The organism is Formosa algae, from assembly GCF_001439665.1.
In the GTDB taxonomy this organism is placed as follows: domain Bacteria; phylum Bacteroidota; class Bacteroidia; order Flavobacteriales; family Flavobacteriaceae; genus Formosa; species Formosa algae.
In genome coordinates, this window is sequence record NZ_LMAK01000078.1 from 116983 (window position 1) to 134723 (window position 17741).

Annotated in this window: 19 protein-coding genes; 6 read left to right on the forward strand and 13 right to left on the reverse strand. The window is 31.9% G+C overall.

All coding sequences use genetic code 11. The features are described 5' to 3' along the window. The first annotated feature begins 37 nt into the window (after nucleotides 1-37). From AST99_RS17230 to AST99_RS17245, 4 genes are read left to right on the forward strand one after another with little or no spacing between them, the layout of a single operon-like run. Complete coding sequence (locus AST99_RS17230) at nucleotides 38-649, forward strand: LUD domain-containing protein (protein ID WP_057783901.1); 612 nt, start codon at nucleotides 38-40, stop codon at nucleotides 647-649. Nucleotide 650: 1 nt separating this feature from the next. After that, entirely contained in the window at nucleotides 651-1472 is an 822-nt protein-coding gene (locus AST99_RS17235; protein WP_057783903.1) for a phosphatidate cytidylyltransferase, read from the forward strand. Further along, a complete protein-coding gene (locus tag AST99_RS17240; RefSeq protein WP_057783905.1) occupies nucleotides 1462-2112 on the forward strand; it encodes a phosphatidylserine decarboxylase family protein in 651 nt (216 codons plus the stop codon). Before AST99_RS17235 ends, AST99_RS17240 begins: the two co-directional genes overlap by 11 nt. Then, nucleotides 2112-2378: an acyl-CoA-binding protein gene (locus AST99_RS17245; protein WP_057783907.1), complete on the forward strand. Its 267-nt coding sequence runs from the start codon at nucleotides 2112-2114 to the stop codon at nucleotides 2376-2378. Before AST99_RS17240 ends, AST99_RS17245 begins: the two co-directional genes overlap by 1 nt. Before the next feature lie 161 nt (nucleotides 2379-2539). Here the strand turns inward: AST99_RS17245 and pafA are convergent, their stop codons facing one another. After that, complete coding sequence (gene pafA, locus AST99_RS17250; RefSeq protein ID WP_057783909.1) at nucleotides 2540-4189, reverse strand: alkaline phosphatase PafA; 1650 nt, start codon at nucleotides 4187-4189, stop codon at nucleotides 2540-2542. A 114-nt stretch (nucleotides 4190-4303) separates the two neighbouring features. Here pafA and AST99_RS17255 point away from each other — a divergent pair, with 114 nt between their 5' ends. After that, nucleotides 4304-5041: an MlaE family ABC transporter permease gene (locus AST99_RS17255; RefSeq protein WP_057783911.1), complete on the forward strand. Its 738-nt coding sequence runs from the start codon at nucleotides 4304-4306 to the stop codon at nucleotides 5039-5041. Next, complete coding sequence (locus AST99_RS17260; protein ID WP_057783913.1) at nucleotides 5041-5808, forward strand: ABC transporter ATP-binding protein; 768 nt, start codon at nucleotides 5041-5043, stop codon at nucleotides 5806-5808. The genes AST99_RS17255 and AST99_RS17260 overlap by 1 nt, the downstream gene beginning before the upstream one ends. Here the strand turns inward: AST99_RS17260 and AST99_RS17265 are convergent. The 12 genes from AST99_RS17265 to rpsK all read right to left on the reverse strand — a co-directional run bounded on the left by AST99_RS17265 (nucleotide 5805) and on the right by rpsK (nucleotide 17649). Then, nucleotides 5805-7310, reverse strand: coding sequence for a DUF389 domain-containing protein (locus AST99_RS17265; protein WP_057783915.1), 1506 nt, complete (start codon nucleotides 7308-7310; stop codon nucleotides 5805-5807). The genes AST99_RS17260 and AST99_RS17265 overlap by 4 nt on opposite strands. Before the next feature lie 3 nt (nucleotides 7311-7313). Next, nucleotides 7314-8393 (reverse strand): mannose-1-phosphate guanylyltransferase, encoded by a 1080-nt coding sequence (locus tag AST99_RS17270; protein WP_057783917.1) that lies wholly within the window; start codon nucleotides 8391-8393, stop codon nucleotides 7314-7316. Nucleotides 8394-8403: 10 nt separating this feature from the next. Continuing rightward, nucleotides 8404-8997 carry a SprT-like domain-containing protein gene (locus AST99_RS17275; protein ID WP_057783919.1) on the reverse strand — a complete coding sequence of 198 codons (594 nt, stop codon included), beginning with the start codon at nucleotides 8995-8997 and terminating at the stop codon, nucleotides 8404-8406. A gap of 63 nt (nucleotides 8998-9060) precedes the next feature. After that, nucleotides 9061-9975 carry a dimethylarginine dimethylaminohydrolase family protein gene (locus tag AST99_RS17280; RefSeq protein ID WP_057783921.1) on the reverse strand — a complete coding sequence of 305 codons (915 nt, stop codon included), beginning with the start codon at nucleotides 9973-9975 and terminating at the stop codon, nucleotides 9061-9063. Between the two features lie 100 nt (nucleotides 9976-10075). After that, nucleotides 10076-11362: a citrate synthase gene (locus AST99_RS17285; protein ID WP_057783922.1), complete on the reverse strand. Its 1287-nt coding sequence runs from the start codon at nucleotides 11360-11362 to the stop codon at nucleotides 10076-10078. A 174-nt stretch (nucleotides 11363-11536) separates the two neighbouring features. Continuing rightward, complete coding sequence (gene eno / locus AST99_RS17290) at nucleotides 11537-12826, reverse strand: phosphopyruvate hydratase (protein WP_057783924.1); 1290 nt, start codon at nucleotides 12824-12826, stop codon at nucleotides 11537-11539. 167 nt (nucleotides 12827-12993) lie between these two features. Continuing rightward, nucleotides 12994-14097: a glutamine-hydrolyzing carbamoyl-phosphate synthase small subunit gene (gene carA, locus AST99_RS17295; protein WP_057783926.1), complete on the reverse strand. Its 1104-nt coding sequence runs from the start codon at nucleotides 14095-14097 to the stop codon at nucleotides 12994-12996. A gap of 30 nt (nucleotides 14098-14127) precedes the next feature. Next, nucleotides 14128-14841: a hypothetical protein gene (locus tag AST99_RS17300; RefSeq protein WP_057783929.1), complete on the reverse strand. Its 714-nt coding sequence runs from the start codon at nucleotides 14839-14841 to the stop codon at nucleotides 14128-14130. An 83-nt stretch (nucleotides 14842-14924) separates the two neighbouring features. Beyond that, nucleotides 14925-15398: a 50S ribosomal protein L17 gene (gene rplQ, locus AST99_RS17305; protein WP_057783931.1), complete on the reverse strand. Its 474-nt coding sequence runs from the start codon at nucleotides 15396-15398 to the stop codon at nucleotides 14925-14927. 58 nt (nucleotides 15399-15456) lie between these two features. Next, on the reverse strand, nucleotides 15457-16449 hold the full coding sequence (locus AST99_RS17310) for a DNA-directed RNA polymerase subunit alpha (protein WP_057783933.1): 993 nt from the start codon (nucleotides 16447-16449) through the stop codon (nucleotides 15457-15459). A gap of 20 nt (nucleotides 16450-16469) precedes the next feature. Next, entirely contained in the window at nucleotides 16470-17075 is a 606-nt protein-coding gene (rpsD, locus tag AST99_RS17315; protein ID WP_057783934.1) for a 30S ribosomal protein S4, read from the reverse strand. A 181-nt stretch (nucleotides 17076-17256) separates the two neighbouring features. Beyond that, nucleotides 17257-17649 (reverse strand): 30S ribosomal protein S11, encoded by a 393-nt coding sequence (rpsK, locus tag AST99_RS17320; protein WP_057783936.1) that lies wholly within the window; start codon nucleotides 17647-17649, stop codon nucleotides 17257-17259. Nucleotides 17650-17741: the final 92 nt, after the last annotated feature.

Consider the following 17741-nt stretch of genomic DNA (forward strand, 5'->3'; position numbering starts at 1 on the left):
AAACCCTATTTAACATAGATTAATCGCAGATGTCTTAATGAGTCTATTTAGAAAACTTTTTGGTTCCAAATCAAATAAATCAGAAGAGGAAATAAAATCGGAAGACAGAGGCAAATACATGCCTGAAATAAAACTACCTATAGATGAAAAGTTTACAATAAACTTTAAGGAAAATGGTGGTAAATTTTTGTATTGCGAAAATTTAGATGAAATTTTTCAAACCCTAGATTATATCATAGAAGAAAACAGTTGGGAAGATAAAAAAATTCTTATTCTGGAAAACGAATTAAAAAAACGTTTTGCTTCATCTAGTTTAAACATGGCTAAGCCTAATGATACCGACACAACTTATTTTTTAACAAGTTGTGAAAGCTTAATTGCAGACGATGGTTCATTATTAATTTGTTCTAAACAAATCGCAGAAAAAAAACTAGCAGATCTTCCAAGTAATTTTATTGTGTTCTCCACTACAAGTCAGATAGTAGGAAGCATAAGTGAAGGGCTACGTAAAATTAAATCTAAAAACACGCAAAGAATTCCAACAAATATTACTACAATAAAGCATTTTAAATTAGAAGAGGAAAAAAACTTTATGACCTATGGTAGTAATTCAAAAAACCTATATTTGCTGCTTTTAGAAGACCTCTAACATGAAAGAAATTCTTACCAGAGCTATTTTTGGTTTTATATACGTTGCTTTATTAATTGGATCTCTTTATAATGAGCATGCAGTAACCGTTCTATTTTTTATTTTCGGACTTATATCTATAGGTGAATTTAAGAAACTGATAGACACTCGTACATTTACGCCATACATAATCTTTACCATTCTATATTTTGTATTTGGATACTGGCATATGGTCTCTCCAAAACTAGATGGTTTTAATGAAGCTACACAAATACTTCTAGTGCTATCTATATTTGTAAATCTATTCCTGATAAAAGATTTATTTTCTAAAAGAGCAATTCCGCTATTTAAATTTAAACGATTTCTACTCACTAGTTTTTACTTATCTAGCTCATTTGTATTCTTACTTTTGATTGCCCGATTTGGAAACGAATACCTACCTAGCATCATCTTAGGTTCATTTATTTTAGTTTGGGTTAATGATACTTTTGCCTTTATAGTTGGAAAAAATTTCGGTAGACAGAAATTATTTGAAAAGATATCACCCAAAAAAACAGTTGAAGGTTTTATAGGCGGATTGTTTTTTTCATGTGTTGCTAGCTATTTTATTGCTACCTTTACCCAAACTCTTGGTTTTAACCAATGGCTAATATTAGCAATAATTGTTAGTGTTTTTGGTACATTGGGCGACTTAGTAGAGTCTAAATTTAAACGTCAGGTAAATGTTAAAGATAGTGGTGTAATTATGCCTGGACATGGCGGATTACTTGATAGATTAGACAGTATTATTTTTGCAGCACCATTTATTTATTTGTTTTTAAGAATTTTAGATTATGTTTCATAAAGAAGGTTTTAAGATTATTTTAATCACTTTTGTATTAGTAATTGCTTCATTTTTGGCAATAGATAATTTCATTTCAACCGCTTGGTTAAGAAACGTACTATTTTTTGCATGTTTTGGATTCTTAATACTAATCTTACAATTTTTTAGAAACCCAAATCGTAAAGGTATTTTAAACGATAATCAAGTATTATCTCCTGTAGATGGTAAAGTTGTAGTTATCGAAGAAGTTTTTGAAAAAGAATATTTTAAAGAAAAACGCCTACAAGTTAGTGTGTTTATGTCTCCTATAAATGTACACGTTACACGATACCCTATTGGAGGAAAAGTGGTGTTTAGCAAATACCATCCTGGTAAATTTTTAGTGGCTTGGCATCCTAAAGCTAGCGAAGAAAACGAACGTACAACAGTGGTCGTTGAAAATAAGATTTTCGGGAAAGTTTTACATCGCCAAATTGCGGGTGCATTAGCAAAACGAATAGTTAATTATGCTAAAGTTGGGGATGATGCTATACAAGCTAGTGATTCTGGATTTATTAAATTTGGTTCGAGAGTAGATTTATTTTTACCTTTAGGAACTAAAATAAACGTTAACCTTAACGAGAAAGTTAAAGGAGGACAAAGTATTGTTGCTGAATTATAATGACTTCTGAAGAATTAGATATTGACTTTAAGGATGCCGTAGAACGCATTAATAATCTTCCGGGCCCATTTCCAGCAGATTTTCTGTTACGCTTATATGCGTATTACAAAAAGGCCACTAACGATTATAATAGACCTAATAGTGGTAAGCCCATTATAAATGCATTTAAAACAAATGCATTATTCCAAGTACAAAACATTACACAAGACGAAGCTAAGCGCATTTATATCGATCTGGTAAATAACTATAGTTTGTACAGAAAGTAGTATTAAATATTACTGTACTTACAAAGAATGATTACATTCTTACTTTATCTCGGTTTACGCATTCAACGTTAAGCATTCAACATAAAATTAAGAAACACCATATAAAAAAACCCTTAATGTATAAAGTTAAGGGCTTTTTGTATTGTAATATATTACACATATTAATGCTGTAAGACAAACTCTAAAGGCTGACCAGTTGTACCATTTGGAAAGCTAATTCCTAAGAGTCCTGAAATGGTTGGCGCAATATCTATAATCTCTGTTTTTTGTAAAGTACTACCATGCTTAATACCTTTTCCAAAGAATAATAACGGTACATGTGTATCGTAGTTTAAACCAGAACCATGAGTAGATCCTGTTTTGCTATATGAAATCACAGCAGGATCGAAAGCAAACAGCACATCTCCCGAACGCTTTTGATTATAGCCGTTTTTCAATAAAGCTTCCATATCATTTCCGCCGCTTGAAACAGAATAAGCTGGAGTAACATAATAAATATGATCGTAAGCAATTAGTTCATTTGCAATCTCTTGTTGAACGTCTTCCAACTTTAAATTTAAAACACTTACTTTCTTACGGTTTAAGAAGATTTGATTATTACTTATGTCTTCAATTAAATCTGTAGCACCATATTTTTGTGCCATAAAGGCATTCAATTTGTCATTAAATGAACTTTTTGCGAAATATCCTGAAGGAACATGTTGAGAATGTAAATACGAAGGAACATCTACAGCACCGTGATCTGCGGTTAAAAACACAGTATATTCTCCGTTACCTACATAACTATCTAACATTTTAAATAAACGTGCTAAGTCTTTATCTAGACGGATGTAAGTATCTTCAACCTCTTTAGAGTTTACACCAAAATTATGTCCGATATAATCTGTAGATGAAAAACTCACTGTTAATACGTCTGTAATATCATCTTTACCTAAATCTTCACCTTTTATAGCTTCTATTGCGAAATCTGCTACAATACTATTACCGTATGGTGTACTTTTTAAGATGTCGAATCCGTTATTTTCTTTACTTAAAGCTTTTAAATCATAAGGAAAAGATGCTGTTTTCTTTCCTTTAAATCCACCTTCAAATTCATTTAAATCGTCTCCACTTTCAGTGTATTTCTTGATGTTATAATACGTATCCCATTCTTTTAAGTAATTTTTTGCTTTTTTAGACGAATTGAAACTCTTTACCCATTTCGGTAATTCTTCTTGGTAATATGTACTTGAGATAAAATCGCCTTGATCTTCACCAAAGAACCAATAAGCCGCATTTGCTGTATGTCCTGCAGGTAATATCGCACCTCTATCTTTAATAGAAATACCTATAGTTTTACCTTCCATTTGTGTAAACAATCTATTTTCATCTGCAAAAGTAGTTGTCATCATACGGTGAGGCGACATTTTTCCTGCTTTGTTTTCTGTACCAACAGGCGCTACGGAAGCATCTTCTGCACAATACACAGAGGCTTTAATTTCTTTATCATACCAATTATTACCAATAATACCGTGATTCATTGGAGAGGTTCCTGTATAAATAGAGGCATGTCCAGGAGCTGTATAGGTAGGAATGTAATTAAAATGATTATTTTTACAGTTAAAACCTTCATTCATCATACGCTTAAAACCATCATCACCATATTTATCATAGAAGCGTGTTAGGTAATCATAACGCATTTGATCTACCACTATACCCACAACCAATTTTGGTTTCACGTATATGTCTGCAGGTTTTGTGTCCTGTGTTTGTTGAGCAAAACCAGTTGCAAAGAGCAAGCCGGCCGCAAAACTTAATATTGAATTTTTCATAAGAAAGAATTGAAATTTTGAATACAAAAATAAGGTTTTTAAAATCTTTCTTAATTTAAATAATCATTAAATAAGTAATAGTATTTTTTTACTTTAGCAGTTACAAACTATTCTATGAATTATCTACACAGTATTGGCACTTATATACTCATGATAATAGAGATTTTCAGAAAACCTACCAAATGGTCGGTGATGAAAAAACTCATTATTAAAGATATCGACGACTTGATTATTGGTTCTTTAGGTATTGTTGCATTTATATCTTTCTTTGTTGGAGGAGTTGTTACTATACAAACCGCTTTAAACATGGATAACCCGCTAGTTCCAAAATCTTTAATAGGTTTTGCAACCAGGCAATCGGTTATTTTAGAATTTGCTCCAACTTTTATTTCCATTATTATGGCTGGTAAAGTTGGTTCTTTTATTACATCCAGTATAGGAACTATGAGAGTTACAGAGCAAATTGATGCCTTGGAGGTTATGGGAATAAACTCGCTTAACTATTTGGTTTTCCCTAAACTTGTGTCTTTAATGTTATATCCTTTTGTAATTTCAATTTCTATGTTTTTAGGAATTGTTGGAGGACTAGCAGCTTGTGCTTTTGGTGGTTTTGCTACAGTGAATGATTATATAACGGGATTACAAGACGATTTTATTCCTTACCATATAATATATGCCTTTATGAAAACTATTGGTTTTGCATTCTTACTAGCAACAATCCCTTCGTATCATGGTTTTTATATGAAAGGAGGCGCACTAGATGTAGGTAAAGCAAGTACAGTCTCTTTTGTTTGGACCAGTGTTGCCATAATTACATTAAATTTTATACTAACTCAAATCCTGTTAAGTTAATGATTGAAGTTAAAGATTTACAAAAATCATTCGGGGATGCTCATATCTTAAAAGGCATTAGTACCACTTTTGATAAAGGAAAAACAAACCTTATTATCGGACAAAGTGGCTCTGGTAAAACTGTATTTTTAAAATGCTTACTAGGCTTATTTAATTATGAAGAAGGTAGTATTTCTTATGAAGGACGAATTTTTTCTAAATTATCTGACGAACAGAAACGCGATTTAAGATCTGAAATAGGAATGGTATTTCAAGGCAGTGCACTATTCGACTCCATGACTATTGTAGAAAACGTAAAATTCCCTTTGCGTATGTTTACAAAACTTAGTGAAAGTGAAATGGACGACCGTGCAAATTTTGTTTTAAAACGTGTGAATTTAGAAAATGCTCACAACAAATTACCTTCTGAAGCTTCCGGAGGTATGCAAAAACGTGTTGCTATTGCACGTGCTATAGTAAACAAACCAAAATACCTTTTTTGTGACGAACCTAATTCTGGCCTGGATCCAAAAACAGCTATAGTCATAGATAATCTAATTCAAGAAATTACAGACGAATACGATATTACTACTGTAATTAATACACATGACATGAATTCTGTTATGGAAATAGGCGAAAAAATTGTCTTTCTAAAAGATGGATTAAAAGCTTGGGAAGGTTCTAACGAAACCATTTTTAAAACCGACAATGAAGTTGTTACAGACTTTGTATACTCTTCAGAGCTATTTAAAAAGGTAAGAAAAATGTATATCGAAGAAAACCTTTAGTGCTTTACGCGTTCAACAAGTAAAGTATCTAATTTCAATTTAAGTTTTAACCAACGTTCTAACTTGTCTTGGTCTTTAGCTAGCACTTCTTCTTTAAGCGCTTTATCTGCTTTCCAACGGATACCAAATACGGGAATAGTATCTATCTTTTCGAAATTTGATGAAATCACAGGAGAATATCTAAACAGATCCAGGTTTTCATAATTGATATGAACTTCTTTTAAAATATCTTCAAAAGGAATAGTCTGATCTTCTAGGTATTGTAACTGTCCTACTCGCTTTTCTAAATAAGCAATCTTTTGAGTCTGAGATAATAAATCTAAGGAATCGCGCTGACGTAATTGCTCCATATACTTCACATTATCTACATTAGTTCTACTTTGATTAAATTCAAAATGTGCATTCCTTAATGTTGGATAATCTGCTAATTTGGCTTTTAACAGTTCAATAGTTTCATCTGGTATATATCCAATTCCATAAGTATTAAATATAAAACTAGATCCATCTTTACCATTAGAATATTCATAAACTACATTGCGTTTAATATAGTCATATTGTGGTAAACCTTTTAATTCGTGGTCTAAATATAATTGTGCTTCTCTTTTAAAATTACTTTCTTTTAAAACATCAACGAAGGTCCATATTGCAGGAATCATAGCAACAATCGCTAATAGAGATGCAATTTGAGAAATGCGTTTTCTCTTTTTAGAATTTGCGTATTTAATCATTGGGAAACGCAAAATCTTTAAGGCTATAAACGTAGCTAATGCTATAAAAATAGTATTAATTATAAATAAGTAGAAAGCTCCAGACGCATACCCTATCCCTTTAGAGAAATCGTCGAAAGACACTGCTAAACCATATCCTACAGTACATAATGGAGGCATTAAGGCTGTGGCAATAGCAACACCAAAAATTACAGACGCAATTGTTCCTTTTTTAGTTCGTGCAATAATTAAAGCAGCGCCACCAAAAAAGGCAATTAAAACATCTCTAATATCTGGTTTTGTTCGTGCTAAAAGCTCTAGTGATTCTTCTTGTAATGGAAAAAATTTGTAAAAAAGAAAAGCGGTTATTACACTCAAGAAAATCATAACCCCAAAATTAATAAGGGACTTTCTAAGTGTATCAATATCATTAATGGCTACAGATAAACCTATACCTAAGATAGGTCCCATTAATGGTGAAATTAACATAGCACCAATAACAACAGCTGTAGAGTTCGCGTTCAATCCAATGGAAGCGACGAAAATAGAACAAATTAAAATCCAAGCCGTAGCGCCCTTAAAAGGAATATCGCCTTTAATGGCAGCTATGGTTGCTTGCTGATCTGTATCTTGTCTAAAATCTAATAATTCTGATAAAAAATCTCGAATGCTATCAAGTAAACCCTGAGCATCTTTTTTAATGGCTTGTTTAGACTCACTTACAGCAGCATCCTGAGCTTCTGCTTTCTTTTTATCAGCTTCGTCTTCCGAAAAATCAAACTTATTTTCACTCATATATTAACAGTACTTGTCTCCGAATGTATCTCTCACTTTATTTCGTATTCCTTTAATATCTTGCTCTTTTGCTTTTGGATAAATTAGTAAAACATCATCCTTATCGATTATAATATAGTCATTTAAACCATCAACGACAACAATTTTATTATCTTTGGTTCTAATCATATTTCCTGAAGCATCCTCTACTAATGTTCTTGCATTTACAACAGCATTATTATCCTCATCTTTATCTAGCTTGTCATAAAGACTTCCCCAAGTTCCTAAATCATTCCAGTCAAATTCCGCAGATAAAACGTATACGTTTTTAGAGCTTTCCATAATAGCGTAATCTACTGAAATATTATCGGCCTTGACATAATTTTCTGCTATAAACTCAGATTCTGAAGCCGTGTTATAAGACGGAATTCCGTGTTCAAATAATTGAAACAATTCTGGCTGATTGGTTTTAAAAGCTTTTAATACACTAGCCACACTCCACATAAAAATACCGGCATTCCAAACAAAATTACCTTGCTTAATAAAAGATCTTGCAGTAGCATAATCTGGCTTTTCTCTAAATTGTTTTACAGGCTTTACTACATTTTCAGTTTCTGTATCGTACTCGATATAGCCATAACCTGTATTTGGAAATGTAGGTTGGATTCCTAATGTCATTAAGGCATCGTTCTGCTCACAGAAATCAAAAGCAGTTAATACATTTTTAGAAAAAGCAGCTTCATCTTCTATCCAGTGGTCACTTGGTGCAACTAACATTAAAGCATCCGGATTTTCTTTCTGAATTTTTAAAGCAGCATATAAAATACATGGTGCTGTATTTCTCATGGCAGGTTCAAGCACAACCTGTTCTTGCGATATATCTGGTAATTGTTCTAATACTAAATCGTTATAATCTGCATTAGTTAAGATGTATATATTTTGTTTGGGAATGAACTTTGACAAACGCTGAAACGTTTTCTGGATTAATGTTTCTCCAGTTCCTAGCATGTCGTGAAACTGTTTAGGGAAACTGTTCATACTTACTGGCCAAAATCTTGAGCCTACACCTCCTGCCATAATAATGGCATAATTATTTTTGTTCATTCTATTTATATTAAATAACTTCTATTTCTACATTCGGATTAAATAAATATTTTTTTCCGGTTTTAATTTCAATGCATTCAAAACGTTTAACACGCTTATTACCTTTCTTGAATTGTCGTCCATTATAAATCTTAAATAAACTTCCTTCGGGGACTTCAAAAATATAGGTTTTATCTGAATTTTCATCATATTGTTTTAAAGCTAATGATAAAATATGATCAGTATCGCTTGTTGCTTTAGGATTTATAAAATGTTTAGCTAATAGCGGTAAAAGTTCTTTAGGAAATACATCTGGATTTATAAATGGTAACATTAAATGTTGAAACGTATATTTCCACTCCTTACCATGAGGCTTTACGTGTGCGCCGTAAGCTTGGAACGTTTCAAAATGTGCTACTTCATGAATTAAAGTAATTAAGAAGCGATACGGATTTAAATTTGAGTTTACAGTAATTAAGTGTCTGCCATTTGGTAATTTTCTATAATCACCATGCCGCGTTTTACGCTCTTGTTTAACGATAAAATCTAATTTATCATGCGCTAACAATTCCTGAACTTTGGGAATTGAATTTTCGGGTATATAGCTTTGAAGTAGGTTCTGCATTACAACAAATGTAAGTGAAACAAAGGAAATTTCAATATTATTATAACCTTAAGCTTATATTTTTTAATCGCGAACTAGAGGCATTGTAGAGCAGCGTAATAACCCTTCTTGTTTAGATATTTCTGCATAAGGTACTTCTTCTACGATAAAATCTTTAGATCTTAACCATGTATTTAATCTCACAAACTTCTCTTCAGAAATTACAATGTGTTCATCTATAGAAAACACATTACTATTCATATTATACATCTCATCTCGCGTAATATAAAACAAGTTATCTGCTCCAAAAAGATCTACAAGATACATGTAGTCAGATTCGGCTCTAAACCCATCTTTATAAATTATACCTTTGTCTTTACCTACAGGCTGAAAGCAACAATCTAAATGTAATGCATTGTCTCTGGCTTCAGTTTTAGATTTCGCTAAATCAAACTCCTTTACTATTTTATTTGGAAATAGAGCTTTTATAAATTGAACACCTTCTAAATTTGTTCTTGCAGTTATATGATCTGGATAATCCTCACCTTTATAAGTTCCTATAAAAATATAGTCGTTCCAGAGCATTACATCTCCACCTTCAATATGTACAGCTTCAGGGGGTTTAACAATGTCTGTAGGATTAATTTGATCTATTACATGTTGTAAAGCATCTAATTCTTGTTCTCTATCTGGAAGAATGTTAGCTTTAATAAATTTATTATCAATTACAAAAGCGATATCTCTGGCGAAGATTTGATTATAATTTTCAATGATTTTAGGACGAAATACTTTAACATCGTATTTACTAAACACATTATTTACAGCCTCCATCTCTTTAATCATATCAGCTTCATCTGGATAAGTTCCAGCTTTAATATGTTCAATAGATTTCGGGTCGTATGCTTCTTCTATAGAAGGTACGTCTCCGTTACTTACTGCTGTCCCTAAAACTACGGCTCTTAATCGAGACGTTTCATTTGTAACATTTAATGATAACATATCTTATATTAAATAAAAATGTCATTTTGAATATTGGTAAAACACAGTTTATGTTTTAAAAGTATTCAAAATGACATGAGATTATTGAATCTATAGTTCCTTAACGGTTATCTACATCAACATAAGGTCTTAAAGTTTCACCTACGTATAACTGACGTGGACGACCAATTGGTTCTTTACGTAAACGCATTTCTCTCCATTGTGCAATCCAACCTGGTAAACGACCAATGGCAAACATTACTGTAAACATTTCTTGAGGAATGTTCATCGCTCTATAAATAACACCAGAGTAGAAATCTACATTAGGGTATAATTTTCTTTCTACGAAGTAAGGATCTTCTAAAGCTTCTTTTTCTAAACCTTTAGCGATTGCTAAAATTGGATCTTCAATTCCTAAAGCTTCTAAAACTTCATCTGCAGCTTTTTTAATAATTTTTGCTCTTGGATCGAAGTTTTTATAAACACGGTGTCCGAATCCCATTAATCTGAAAGGATCGTTTTTATCTTTGGCTTTAGCCATATATTTTTTAGTATCTCCACCATCTGCTTCAATAGCTTGTAACATTTCAAGAACAGCTTGGTTAGCACCACCATGAAGTGGTCCCCAAAGTGCTGAAATACCTGCAGAAATAGATGCAAATAATCCTGCATGTGCAGAACCTACTATTCTTACTGTAGATGTAGAACAGTTTTGTTCGTGATCTGCATGTAAGATTAATAATTTATCTAAGGCATCTACAAAAATTTTATTTTGTACATATTGACAGTTAGGCTTTGCGAACATCATTTTAAGAATATTCTCTACGTAACCTAAAGAATCATCACCATAATCAAGAGGTAATCCTTGTTTCTTACGCATAGTCCACGCTACTAATACAGGCATTTTACCTAATATTTTAACGATAGCTTTATACATATCCTCTTCTGAATTTACATTCACAGAAGAAGGGTTAAATGCTGTTAAAGCACTTGTTAAAGAAGAAATGATTCCCATTGGATGTGCCGTCTTAGGGAAAGCTTCTAATATTTTCTTTATATCTTCATCGACTGTAGATTGCGCTTTAATATCATCATGAAATTTATCATTTTGAGCTTTAGTAGGCAATTCTCCAAATATTAAAAGATACGTCACTTCTAAGAAGTCTACTTTTTGAGCAAGTTCTTCTATTGAATAACCACGATATCTTAAAATTCCTTTTTCTCCATCTAAAAAAGTAATAGCACTTTCGCAAGATCCTGTATTTTTAAATCCAGAATCAAGAGTGATTACTCCACCAGTGGCTGATCTTAAAGTAGCTATATCGATTGCGACCTCATTTTCAGTTCCTGTAATTAAAGGAAATTCGTACTTTTTCCCATCTATTTCAATTGTGGCTTGTTTTGACATATTAATTTACTTGTATTTTTTCCGTTTTTTTTGCTATCGGCTAAAATACAAAATCTATCACAATATTTATATATAAAAAATAAAGCATTTGGTTAAATTTTACTCAAATTTTTAGATAAAAAAAAGCGATTATCTCAAGAAATAATCGCTTTTTAAATATTTTGATTCTAAATATTAGAATTTGAAAGCTTTTCCTTGAGGATAATAAGCTACATCTCCTAATTCTTCTTCAATACGTAATAATTGGTTGTACTTAGCCATACGGTCACTTCTTGAAGCTGAACCTGTTTTAATTTGACCACAGTTTAATGCTACAGCTAAATCTGCAATAGTATTATCTTCAGTTTCTCCTGAACGGTGAGACATTACTGAAGTATAACCAGCATTTTTAGCCATGTTTACAGCTGCAATAGTTTCTGTTAAAGAACCAATTTGGTTTACTTTAATTAAAATAGAGTTTGCAATGCCTTCTTCAATTCCACGAGATAAACGCTCTACGTTAGTAACAAATAAATCATCTCCTACTAATTGTACTTTATCACCAATCTTATCAGTTAATAATTTCCAACCTTCCCAGTCATTTTCATCCATACCATCTTCAATAGAGATAATTGGGTATTTAGCTGATAATTCTGCTAAGTATTCTGCTTGTTCTTCACTAGTTCTAATTTTTCCTGTTGGGCCTTCAAACTTACTGTAGTCATATTTACCATCAACAAAAAATTCTGCAGAAGCACAATCTAAAGCAACCATTACATCGTCACCGAAAGTATATCCTGCTTTTTCAACTGCTAATTTAATAGAATCTAAAGCATCTTCTGTTCCTCCTTCTAAAGTTGGAGCAAATCCTCCTTCGTCACCTACAGCAGTACTTAAACCTCTGTCATGTAATACTTTTTTAAGATTATGGAAGATTTCTGTTCCCATTTGCATAGCATGCGTAAAGTTTTTAGCCTTTACTGGCATAATCATAAACTCTTGAAATGCGATTGGCGCATCACTATGAGAACCCCCATTAATAATGTTCATCATAGGCACTGGTAAAGTGTTTGCAGACACACCTCCAACGTAACGGTATAATGGCACACCTAATTCAAAAGCAGCTGCTTTAGCTACAGCTAAAGACACTCCTAAGATTGCGTTAGCACCTAATTTTGATTTATTTGGAGTTCCATCTAAATCAATCATGATTTGATCAATCTGATTTTGTTCGAAAACAGATGCTCCTAATAATTCTTGAGCTATAATAGTGTTTACATTATCTACAGCTTTAGAAACACCTTTTCCCATATATGCTTCACCTCCGTCTCTTAACTCAACGGCCTCATGTTCTCCTGTAGATGCTCCAGAAGGCACTGCTGCTCTTCCAAAAGCTCCATTTTCGGTATATACATCTACTTCTACTGTAGGATTTCCACGGGAATCTAAAATTTGTCTTGCATGAATGCTAACTATTATGCTCATCTTGATATAATTTAAAAAGTTAATTTTATTGTTTTTAAAGTACTAAATTACAAAATTGTAAGTCTAAATTTCAACAAATATTGGTATATTTCTCTTATAAAATTACTACATTGTTTTCGTAACAAAAAAACCACAAATAAAGCAAGCTTTTTTGTGGTTTTTAGTATCTATTTAGTGATGTTTTCTATAAATTCATCGAACAAATAATTGGCATCGTTAGGTCCAGGACTTGCTTCTGGATGATATTGTACCGAAAAACAATTCTTATTCTTCATTCTTAAGCCTGCTACAGTATCATCATTTAAATGTATATGAGTTATTTCTAAATCTGGGTGAGCTTCAACCTCTTCTCTGTTTACAGCAAAACCATGATTTTGAGATGTAATTTCACCTTTGCCAGAAATTAAATTCTTAACAGGATGATTAATTCCTCTATGTCCATTATGCATTTTGTAAGTCGATACTCCATTTGCTAAGGCAATAACTTGGTGACCTAGACATATACCAAATAAAGGTAAATCTCTTTTTATAATTTCTTTAGCCACCTCTTGTGCTGCTACTAAAGGTTCTGGATCTCCTGGACCATTAGATAAAAAGTAACCATCTGGATTCCATGCACTCATATCTTCAAAAGTTGAATTATAAGGAAACACCTTAATATAAGCGCCACGTTTAGCAAAGTTTCTTAAAATATTCTTTTTAATACCTAAGTCTAAAGCTGCAATTTTAATTTGAGATGATGCTTCGCCAATAAAATATGGTTCTGAAGTAGACACCTTAGAGGCTAATTCTAAACCATTCATATCTGGTATCTTTTTCAACTCAGCTTTTAATCCTTCAATATTATCTACATCTGTAGAGATAACAGCATTCATAGCACCATTATCACGAATATAACTTACTAGAGCACGCGTATCTATATCTGATACAGCTAATAAATTATTCGCATTTAAAAAGTCTTCTAAACTTGAATCTGCAGCTTCTCGAGAAAAATCGTAACTAAAATTTTTACAAATTAAACCTGAGATTTTGATAGTTTCAGATTCAACTTCAGATTTTTCTGTTCCATAATTACCAATATGAGCATTGGTAGTAATCATTAATTGTCCAAAATAAGAAGGATCTGTAAAAATTTCCTGATAACCAGTCATACCAGTATTAAAACACACTTCTCCAAATGCAGTACCTTCTCTGTTTCCAACAACTTTACCATAAAAAATAGTACCATCGGCTAATAATACAACTGCTTGATTTCTTTTTTGATATTTCATAAGTGAACCCGTTACGAGATAATTGAAACGTTATAACGTTTTAATATAATTTAAAATTAATATAACATCATTGTCATCTTTATAAGACAAATGATGGTTTTTTACGTATTGTTTTACCTCGTCTGCTTTATCGCTAGAGGTAAAACTATAAACTAATTTTTTGTTTAATTTAACTTCTTTTAAAACTTCATTAGAATCTTCTGCTAAAACAAAATATTTTTCTTTAACATTATAGGCATCTGCTTTCATCTTTTGATTAGTCATAGGATTTACAGCACCAACTATAATATCGAGTTGATATTTTTTTAACAGCGTTTTTTCTGAAGTCAAAAATAATTCTTGAAAAAATGAATTTCTTCTGAATTCTGGATCTAAATACCTCTTAAACACAGACGTACCAACAACTACTTTTCTTACATTACCTGGATTAATAATAAAAACTGAATCTTTAGATTCTTTTAATTCAAAACGTTCTGCTTGTAAGTTGTAGTTGATTCTAGATGTTTTTAGAGGTGAATTTACATCGTCAAAATAAATTTGAGAGTTGTTAGACCAACCATCATACAAATAAATATCTCCCTTTATAGTATTAGTTTCTGAATTGAATGCTCTTGCCCAACTCCCATTAATTGGTGAATTTGTAGCAAATGCTTGATAATCTTTTGTGGCATTTAAATTCTCTATTTGAGAAAAAGATGACAGTGAAATCAAGAATACTAATAAAGTTAGATAGAAATTTTTCATATTTTTTTTACACAAATATAAAAAAAAAGGCCACCCTGAAAATAGGGTAGCCTTTTTTTATTTATTCTAATGCTGTGTAACATTTATTCTTCTTCGTTAGAAGCTTTAGTTTCTACAACAGGAGCAGTAGTTGCTTTAGAACCACCTCTTCTACTTCTACGAGTAGTTTTCTTTTCAGCCTTACCAGCGTTATAGATTTCGTTGTAATCAACTAATTCTATCATTGCCATATCAGCGTTATCTCCTAAACGATTACCAAGTTTAATGATACGTGTGTATCCTCCTGGTCTATCACCTACTTTAGTAGCAACATCTCTGAATAATTCAGTAACTGCTTCTTTTTGTCTTAATTTACTAAATACTATACGTCTGTTGTGTGTAGTATCTGCTTTAGACTTAGTTACTAAAGGCTCAATAAATTGTTTTAAAGCTTTAGCTTTAGCAACAGTAGTGTTAATACGTTTGTGTTCTATTAAAGAACAAGCCATATTAGCAAGCATAGCTTTTCTATGAGCTGTTTGTCTACCTAAGTGATTTACTTTTTTTCCGTGTCTCATGACATTTGTGTTATCATCTTGCTACCAAACTCGACATCGAGGAGCAAAATATGATTAATTAATCTTTATCTAATTTGTATTTTGATAAATCCATTCCGAAGTTTAAACCTTTTACATTTACAAGCTCTTCAAGCTCTGTTAAAGATTTTTTACCGAAGTTACGGAACTTCATTAAATCGTTTTTATTAAATGATACTAAGTCACCTAATGTATCAACTTCTGCAGCTTTTAAACAATTTAGAGCACGAACAGAAAGGTCCATATCAACTAATTTAGTTTTAAGCAACTGTCTCATGTGAAGTGATTCTTCATCATAAGTTTCAGTTTGTGCAATTTCATCAGCTTCTAAAGTGATACGCTCATCAGAGAATAACATGAAGTGGTGAATTAATGTTTTTGCTGCTTCTGTTAAAGCATCTTGAGGCGTAATAGAACCATCAGATTCAATTTCGAAAACTAATTTTTCGTAATCTGTCTTTTGTTCTACACGGTAGTTCTCAATGCTATACTTAACATTTTTTATTGGTGTATAAATAGAATCTGTAAAGATAGTACCTATTGGTGCAGTAGCTTTTTTATTTTCTTCTGCAGGAACATAACCTCTACCTTTTTCAATAGAAATTTCAATATTTACAGTCACCTTAGGATCTAAATTACAGATAACTAGATCTGAATTTAAAACTTGGAAACCTGAGATAAATTTTTGAAAATCTCCCGCTGTTATTTGTTCTTGTCCAGAAATAGAAATAGAAACAGATTCGTTATCTACATCTTCTATTTGTCTTTTAAAACGCACTTGTTTTAAATTTAAAATAATTTCTGTCATGTCTTCAACAACACCAGGTATAGTTGAGAATTCATGCTCTACTCCTTCAATTCTAACTGATGTAATTGCAAATCCTTCTAAAGAAGAAAGTAAAACTCTTCTTAAAGCATTTCCAACCGTTAATCCATAACCAGGTTCTAAAGGTCTAAATTCGAATTTACCTTCAAAATCTGTGGAATCAATCATGATTACTTTGTCGGGCTTCTGAAAATTAAATACTGCCATATTTGCGTTTGTATCAGTTATTATTTAGAATATAGTTCGACGATGAACTGCTCGTTTATGTTTTCTGGAATTTGAATTCTAGCAGGTACAGAAACATATGTTCCTTGCTTAGTTTCAGAGTTCCATGTAATCCATTCGTAAACTTGACTTGAGTTAGATAAAGATCTATCGATAGCCTCAAGTGATTTAGATTTTTCTCTTACAGCTACAACATCTCCTGCTTTTAAGTTGTAAGAAGGGATATTTACTAATTCCCCATTTACAGTTATGTGTCTGTGAGATACTAATTGTCTAGCACCGCTTCTAGTAGGAGCAATTCCCATTCTAAAGACAACATTGTCTAATCTAGATTCACATAATTGTAATAATACTTCACCAGTAATACCTTGTGAAGCTGTTGCTTTTTTGAATAAACCTCTGAATTGACGTTCTAATATACCGTAAGTATATTTAGCTTTTTGCTTTTCCATTAATTGGATTGCGTATTCAGATTTTTTTCCACGACGCTTGTTCGCACCATGTTGACCTGGAGGATAATTTCTTTTCTCGAAAGATTTATCTTCTCCAAAAATAGCTTCACCAAACTTACGAGCTATTTTAGTTTTAGGACCAGTATATCTTGCCATTTTAAATTTGTTATAAGAGTGATTATGAATTAAGGTCTTAATCTTATCCTTCGATAATCGTTAATCTCTTGATTATACTTGTTAAATTATTTTTTTACGAGTGCAAATTTACATATAAAAAAATTAATACCAACTGTATATTAAAGCTGATATTAATTTTTTTTAGTATTTTGAAGTAAAATTATACTCTTCTACGTTTTGGAGGACGACATCCATTATGTGGTAATGGAGTAACATCAATAATTTCTGTTACTTCAATTCCTGCATTATGAATAGAACGGATAGCAGATTCTCTACCATTTCCTGGTCCTTTAACATAAACCTTTACTTTCTTTAAACCAGCCTCTTGTGCTACAGCAGCAGCATCTTCAGCAGCTAATTGAGCAGCATAAGGAGTGTTTTTCTTAGATCCTCTAAATCCCATTTTACCAGCAGAAGACCAAGAAATTACGTCTCCTTTTTTGTTGGTTAATGAAATAATGATGTTGTTAAAAGAAGCAGTTACATGAGCTTCTCCAACTGAATCTACTACAACTTTACGTTTTTTAACGCTTTTTGTATTTGACTTTGCCATATGATTTTAGTTTCTAGTTGTTAGTTGTTAGTGATAGAATCCTAAACTTTTCAATTTCAAACAGATTCATCTAACTTCTAAATACTAATGAC

Excerpts from the sequence above, each read along its gene's own strand:
- AST99_RS17310 (WP_057783933.1), bottom strand. The coding sequence starts at position 16,449 with ATGGCAGTATTTAATTTTCAGAAGCCCGACAAAGTAATCATGATTGAT.
- AST99_RS17275 (WP_057783919.1), bottom strand. The coding sequence starts at position 8,997 with ATGCAGAACCTACTTCAAAGCTATATACCCGAAAATTCAATTCCCAAA.
- rpsK (WP_057783936.1), bottom strand. The coding sequence starts at position 17,649 with ATGGCAAAGTCAAATACAAAAAGCGTTAAAAAACGTAAAGTTGTAGTA.
- eno (WP_057783924.1), bottom strand. The coding sequence starts at position 12,826 with ATGAGCATAATAGTTAGCATTCATGCAAGACAAATTTTAGATTCCCGT.
- rplQ (WP_057783931.1), bottom strand. The coding sequence starts at position 15,398 with ATGAGACACGGAAAAAAAGTAAATCACTTAGGTAGACAAACAGCTCAT.
- AST99_RS17300 (WP_057783929.1), bottom strand. The coding sequence starts at position 14,841 with ATGAAAAATTTCTATCTAACTTTATTAGTATTCTTGATTTCACTGTCA.
- carA (WP_057783926.1), bottom strand. The coding sequence starts at position 14,097 with ATGAAATATCAAAAAAGAAATCAAGCAGTTGTATTATTAGCCGATGGT.
- AST99_RS17255 (WP_057783911.1), top strand. The coding sequence starts at position 4,304 with ATGAATTATCTACACAGTATTGGCACTTATATACTCATGATAATAGAG.
- AST99_RS17235 (WP_057783903.1), top strand. The coding sequence starts at position 651 with ATGAAAGAAATTCTTACCAGAGCTATTTTTGGTTTTATATACGTTGCT.
- AST99_RS17270 (WP_057783917.1), bottom strand. The coding sequence starts at position 8,393 with ATGAACAAAAATAATTATGCCATTATTATGGCAGGAGGTGTAGGCTCA.
- AST99_RS17265 (WP_057783915.1), bottom strand. The coding sequence starts at position 7,310 with ATGAGTGAAAATAAGTTTGATTTTTCGGAAGACGAAGCTGATAAAAAG.
- pafA (WP_057783909.1), bottom strand. The coding sequence starts at position 4,189 with ATGAAAAATTCAATATTAAGTTTTGCGGCCGGCTTGCTCTTTGCAACT.
- AST99_RS17240 (WP_057783905.1), top strand. The coding sequence starts at position 1,462 with ATGTTTCATAAAGAAGGTTTTAAGATTATTTTAATCACTTTTGTATTA.
- AST99_RS17245 (WP_057783907.1), top strand. The coding sequence starts at position 2,112 with ATGACTTCTGAAGAATTAGATATTGACTTTAAGGATGCCGTAGAACGC.
- rpsD (WP_057783934.1), bottom strand. The coding sequence starts at position 17,075 with ATGGCAAGATATACTGGTCCTAAAACTAAAATAGCTCGTAAGTTTGGT.
- AST99_RS17285 (WP_057783922.1), bottom strand. The coding sequence starts at position 11,362 with ATGTCAAAACAAGCCACAATTGAAATAGATGGGAAAAAGTACGAATTT.
- AST99_RS17260 (WP_057783913.1), top strand. The coding sequence starts at position 5,041 with ATGATTGAAGTTAAAGATTTACAAAAATCATTCGGGGATGCTCATATC.
- AST99_RS17280 (WP_057783921.1), bottom strand. The coding sequence starts at position 9,975 with ATGTTATCATTAAATGTTACAAATGAAACGTCTCGATTAAGAGCCGTA.
- AST99_RS17230 (WP_057783901.1), top strand. The coding sequence starts at position 38 with ATGAGTCTATTTAGAAAACTTTTTGGTTCCAAATCAAATAAATCAGAA.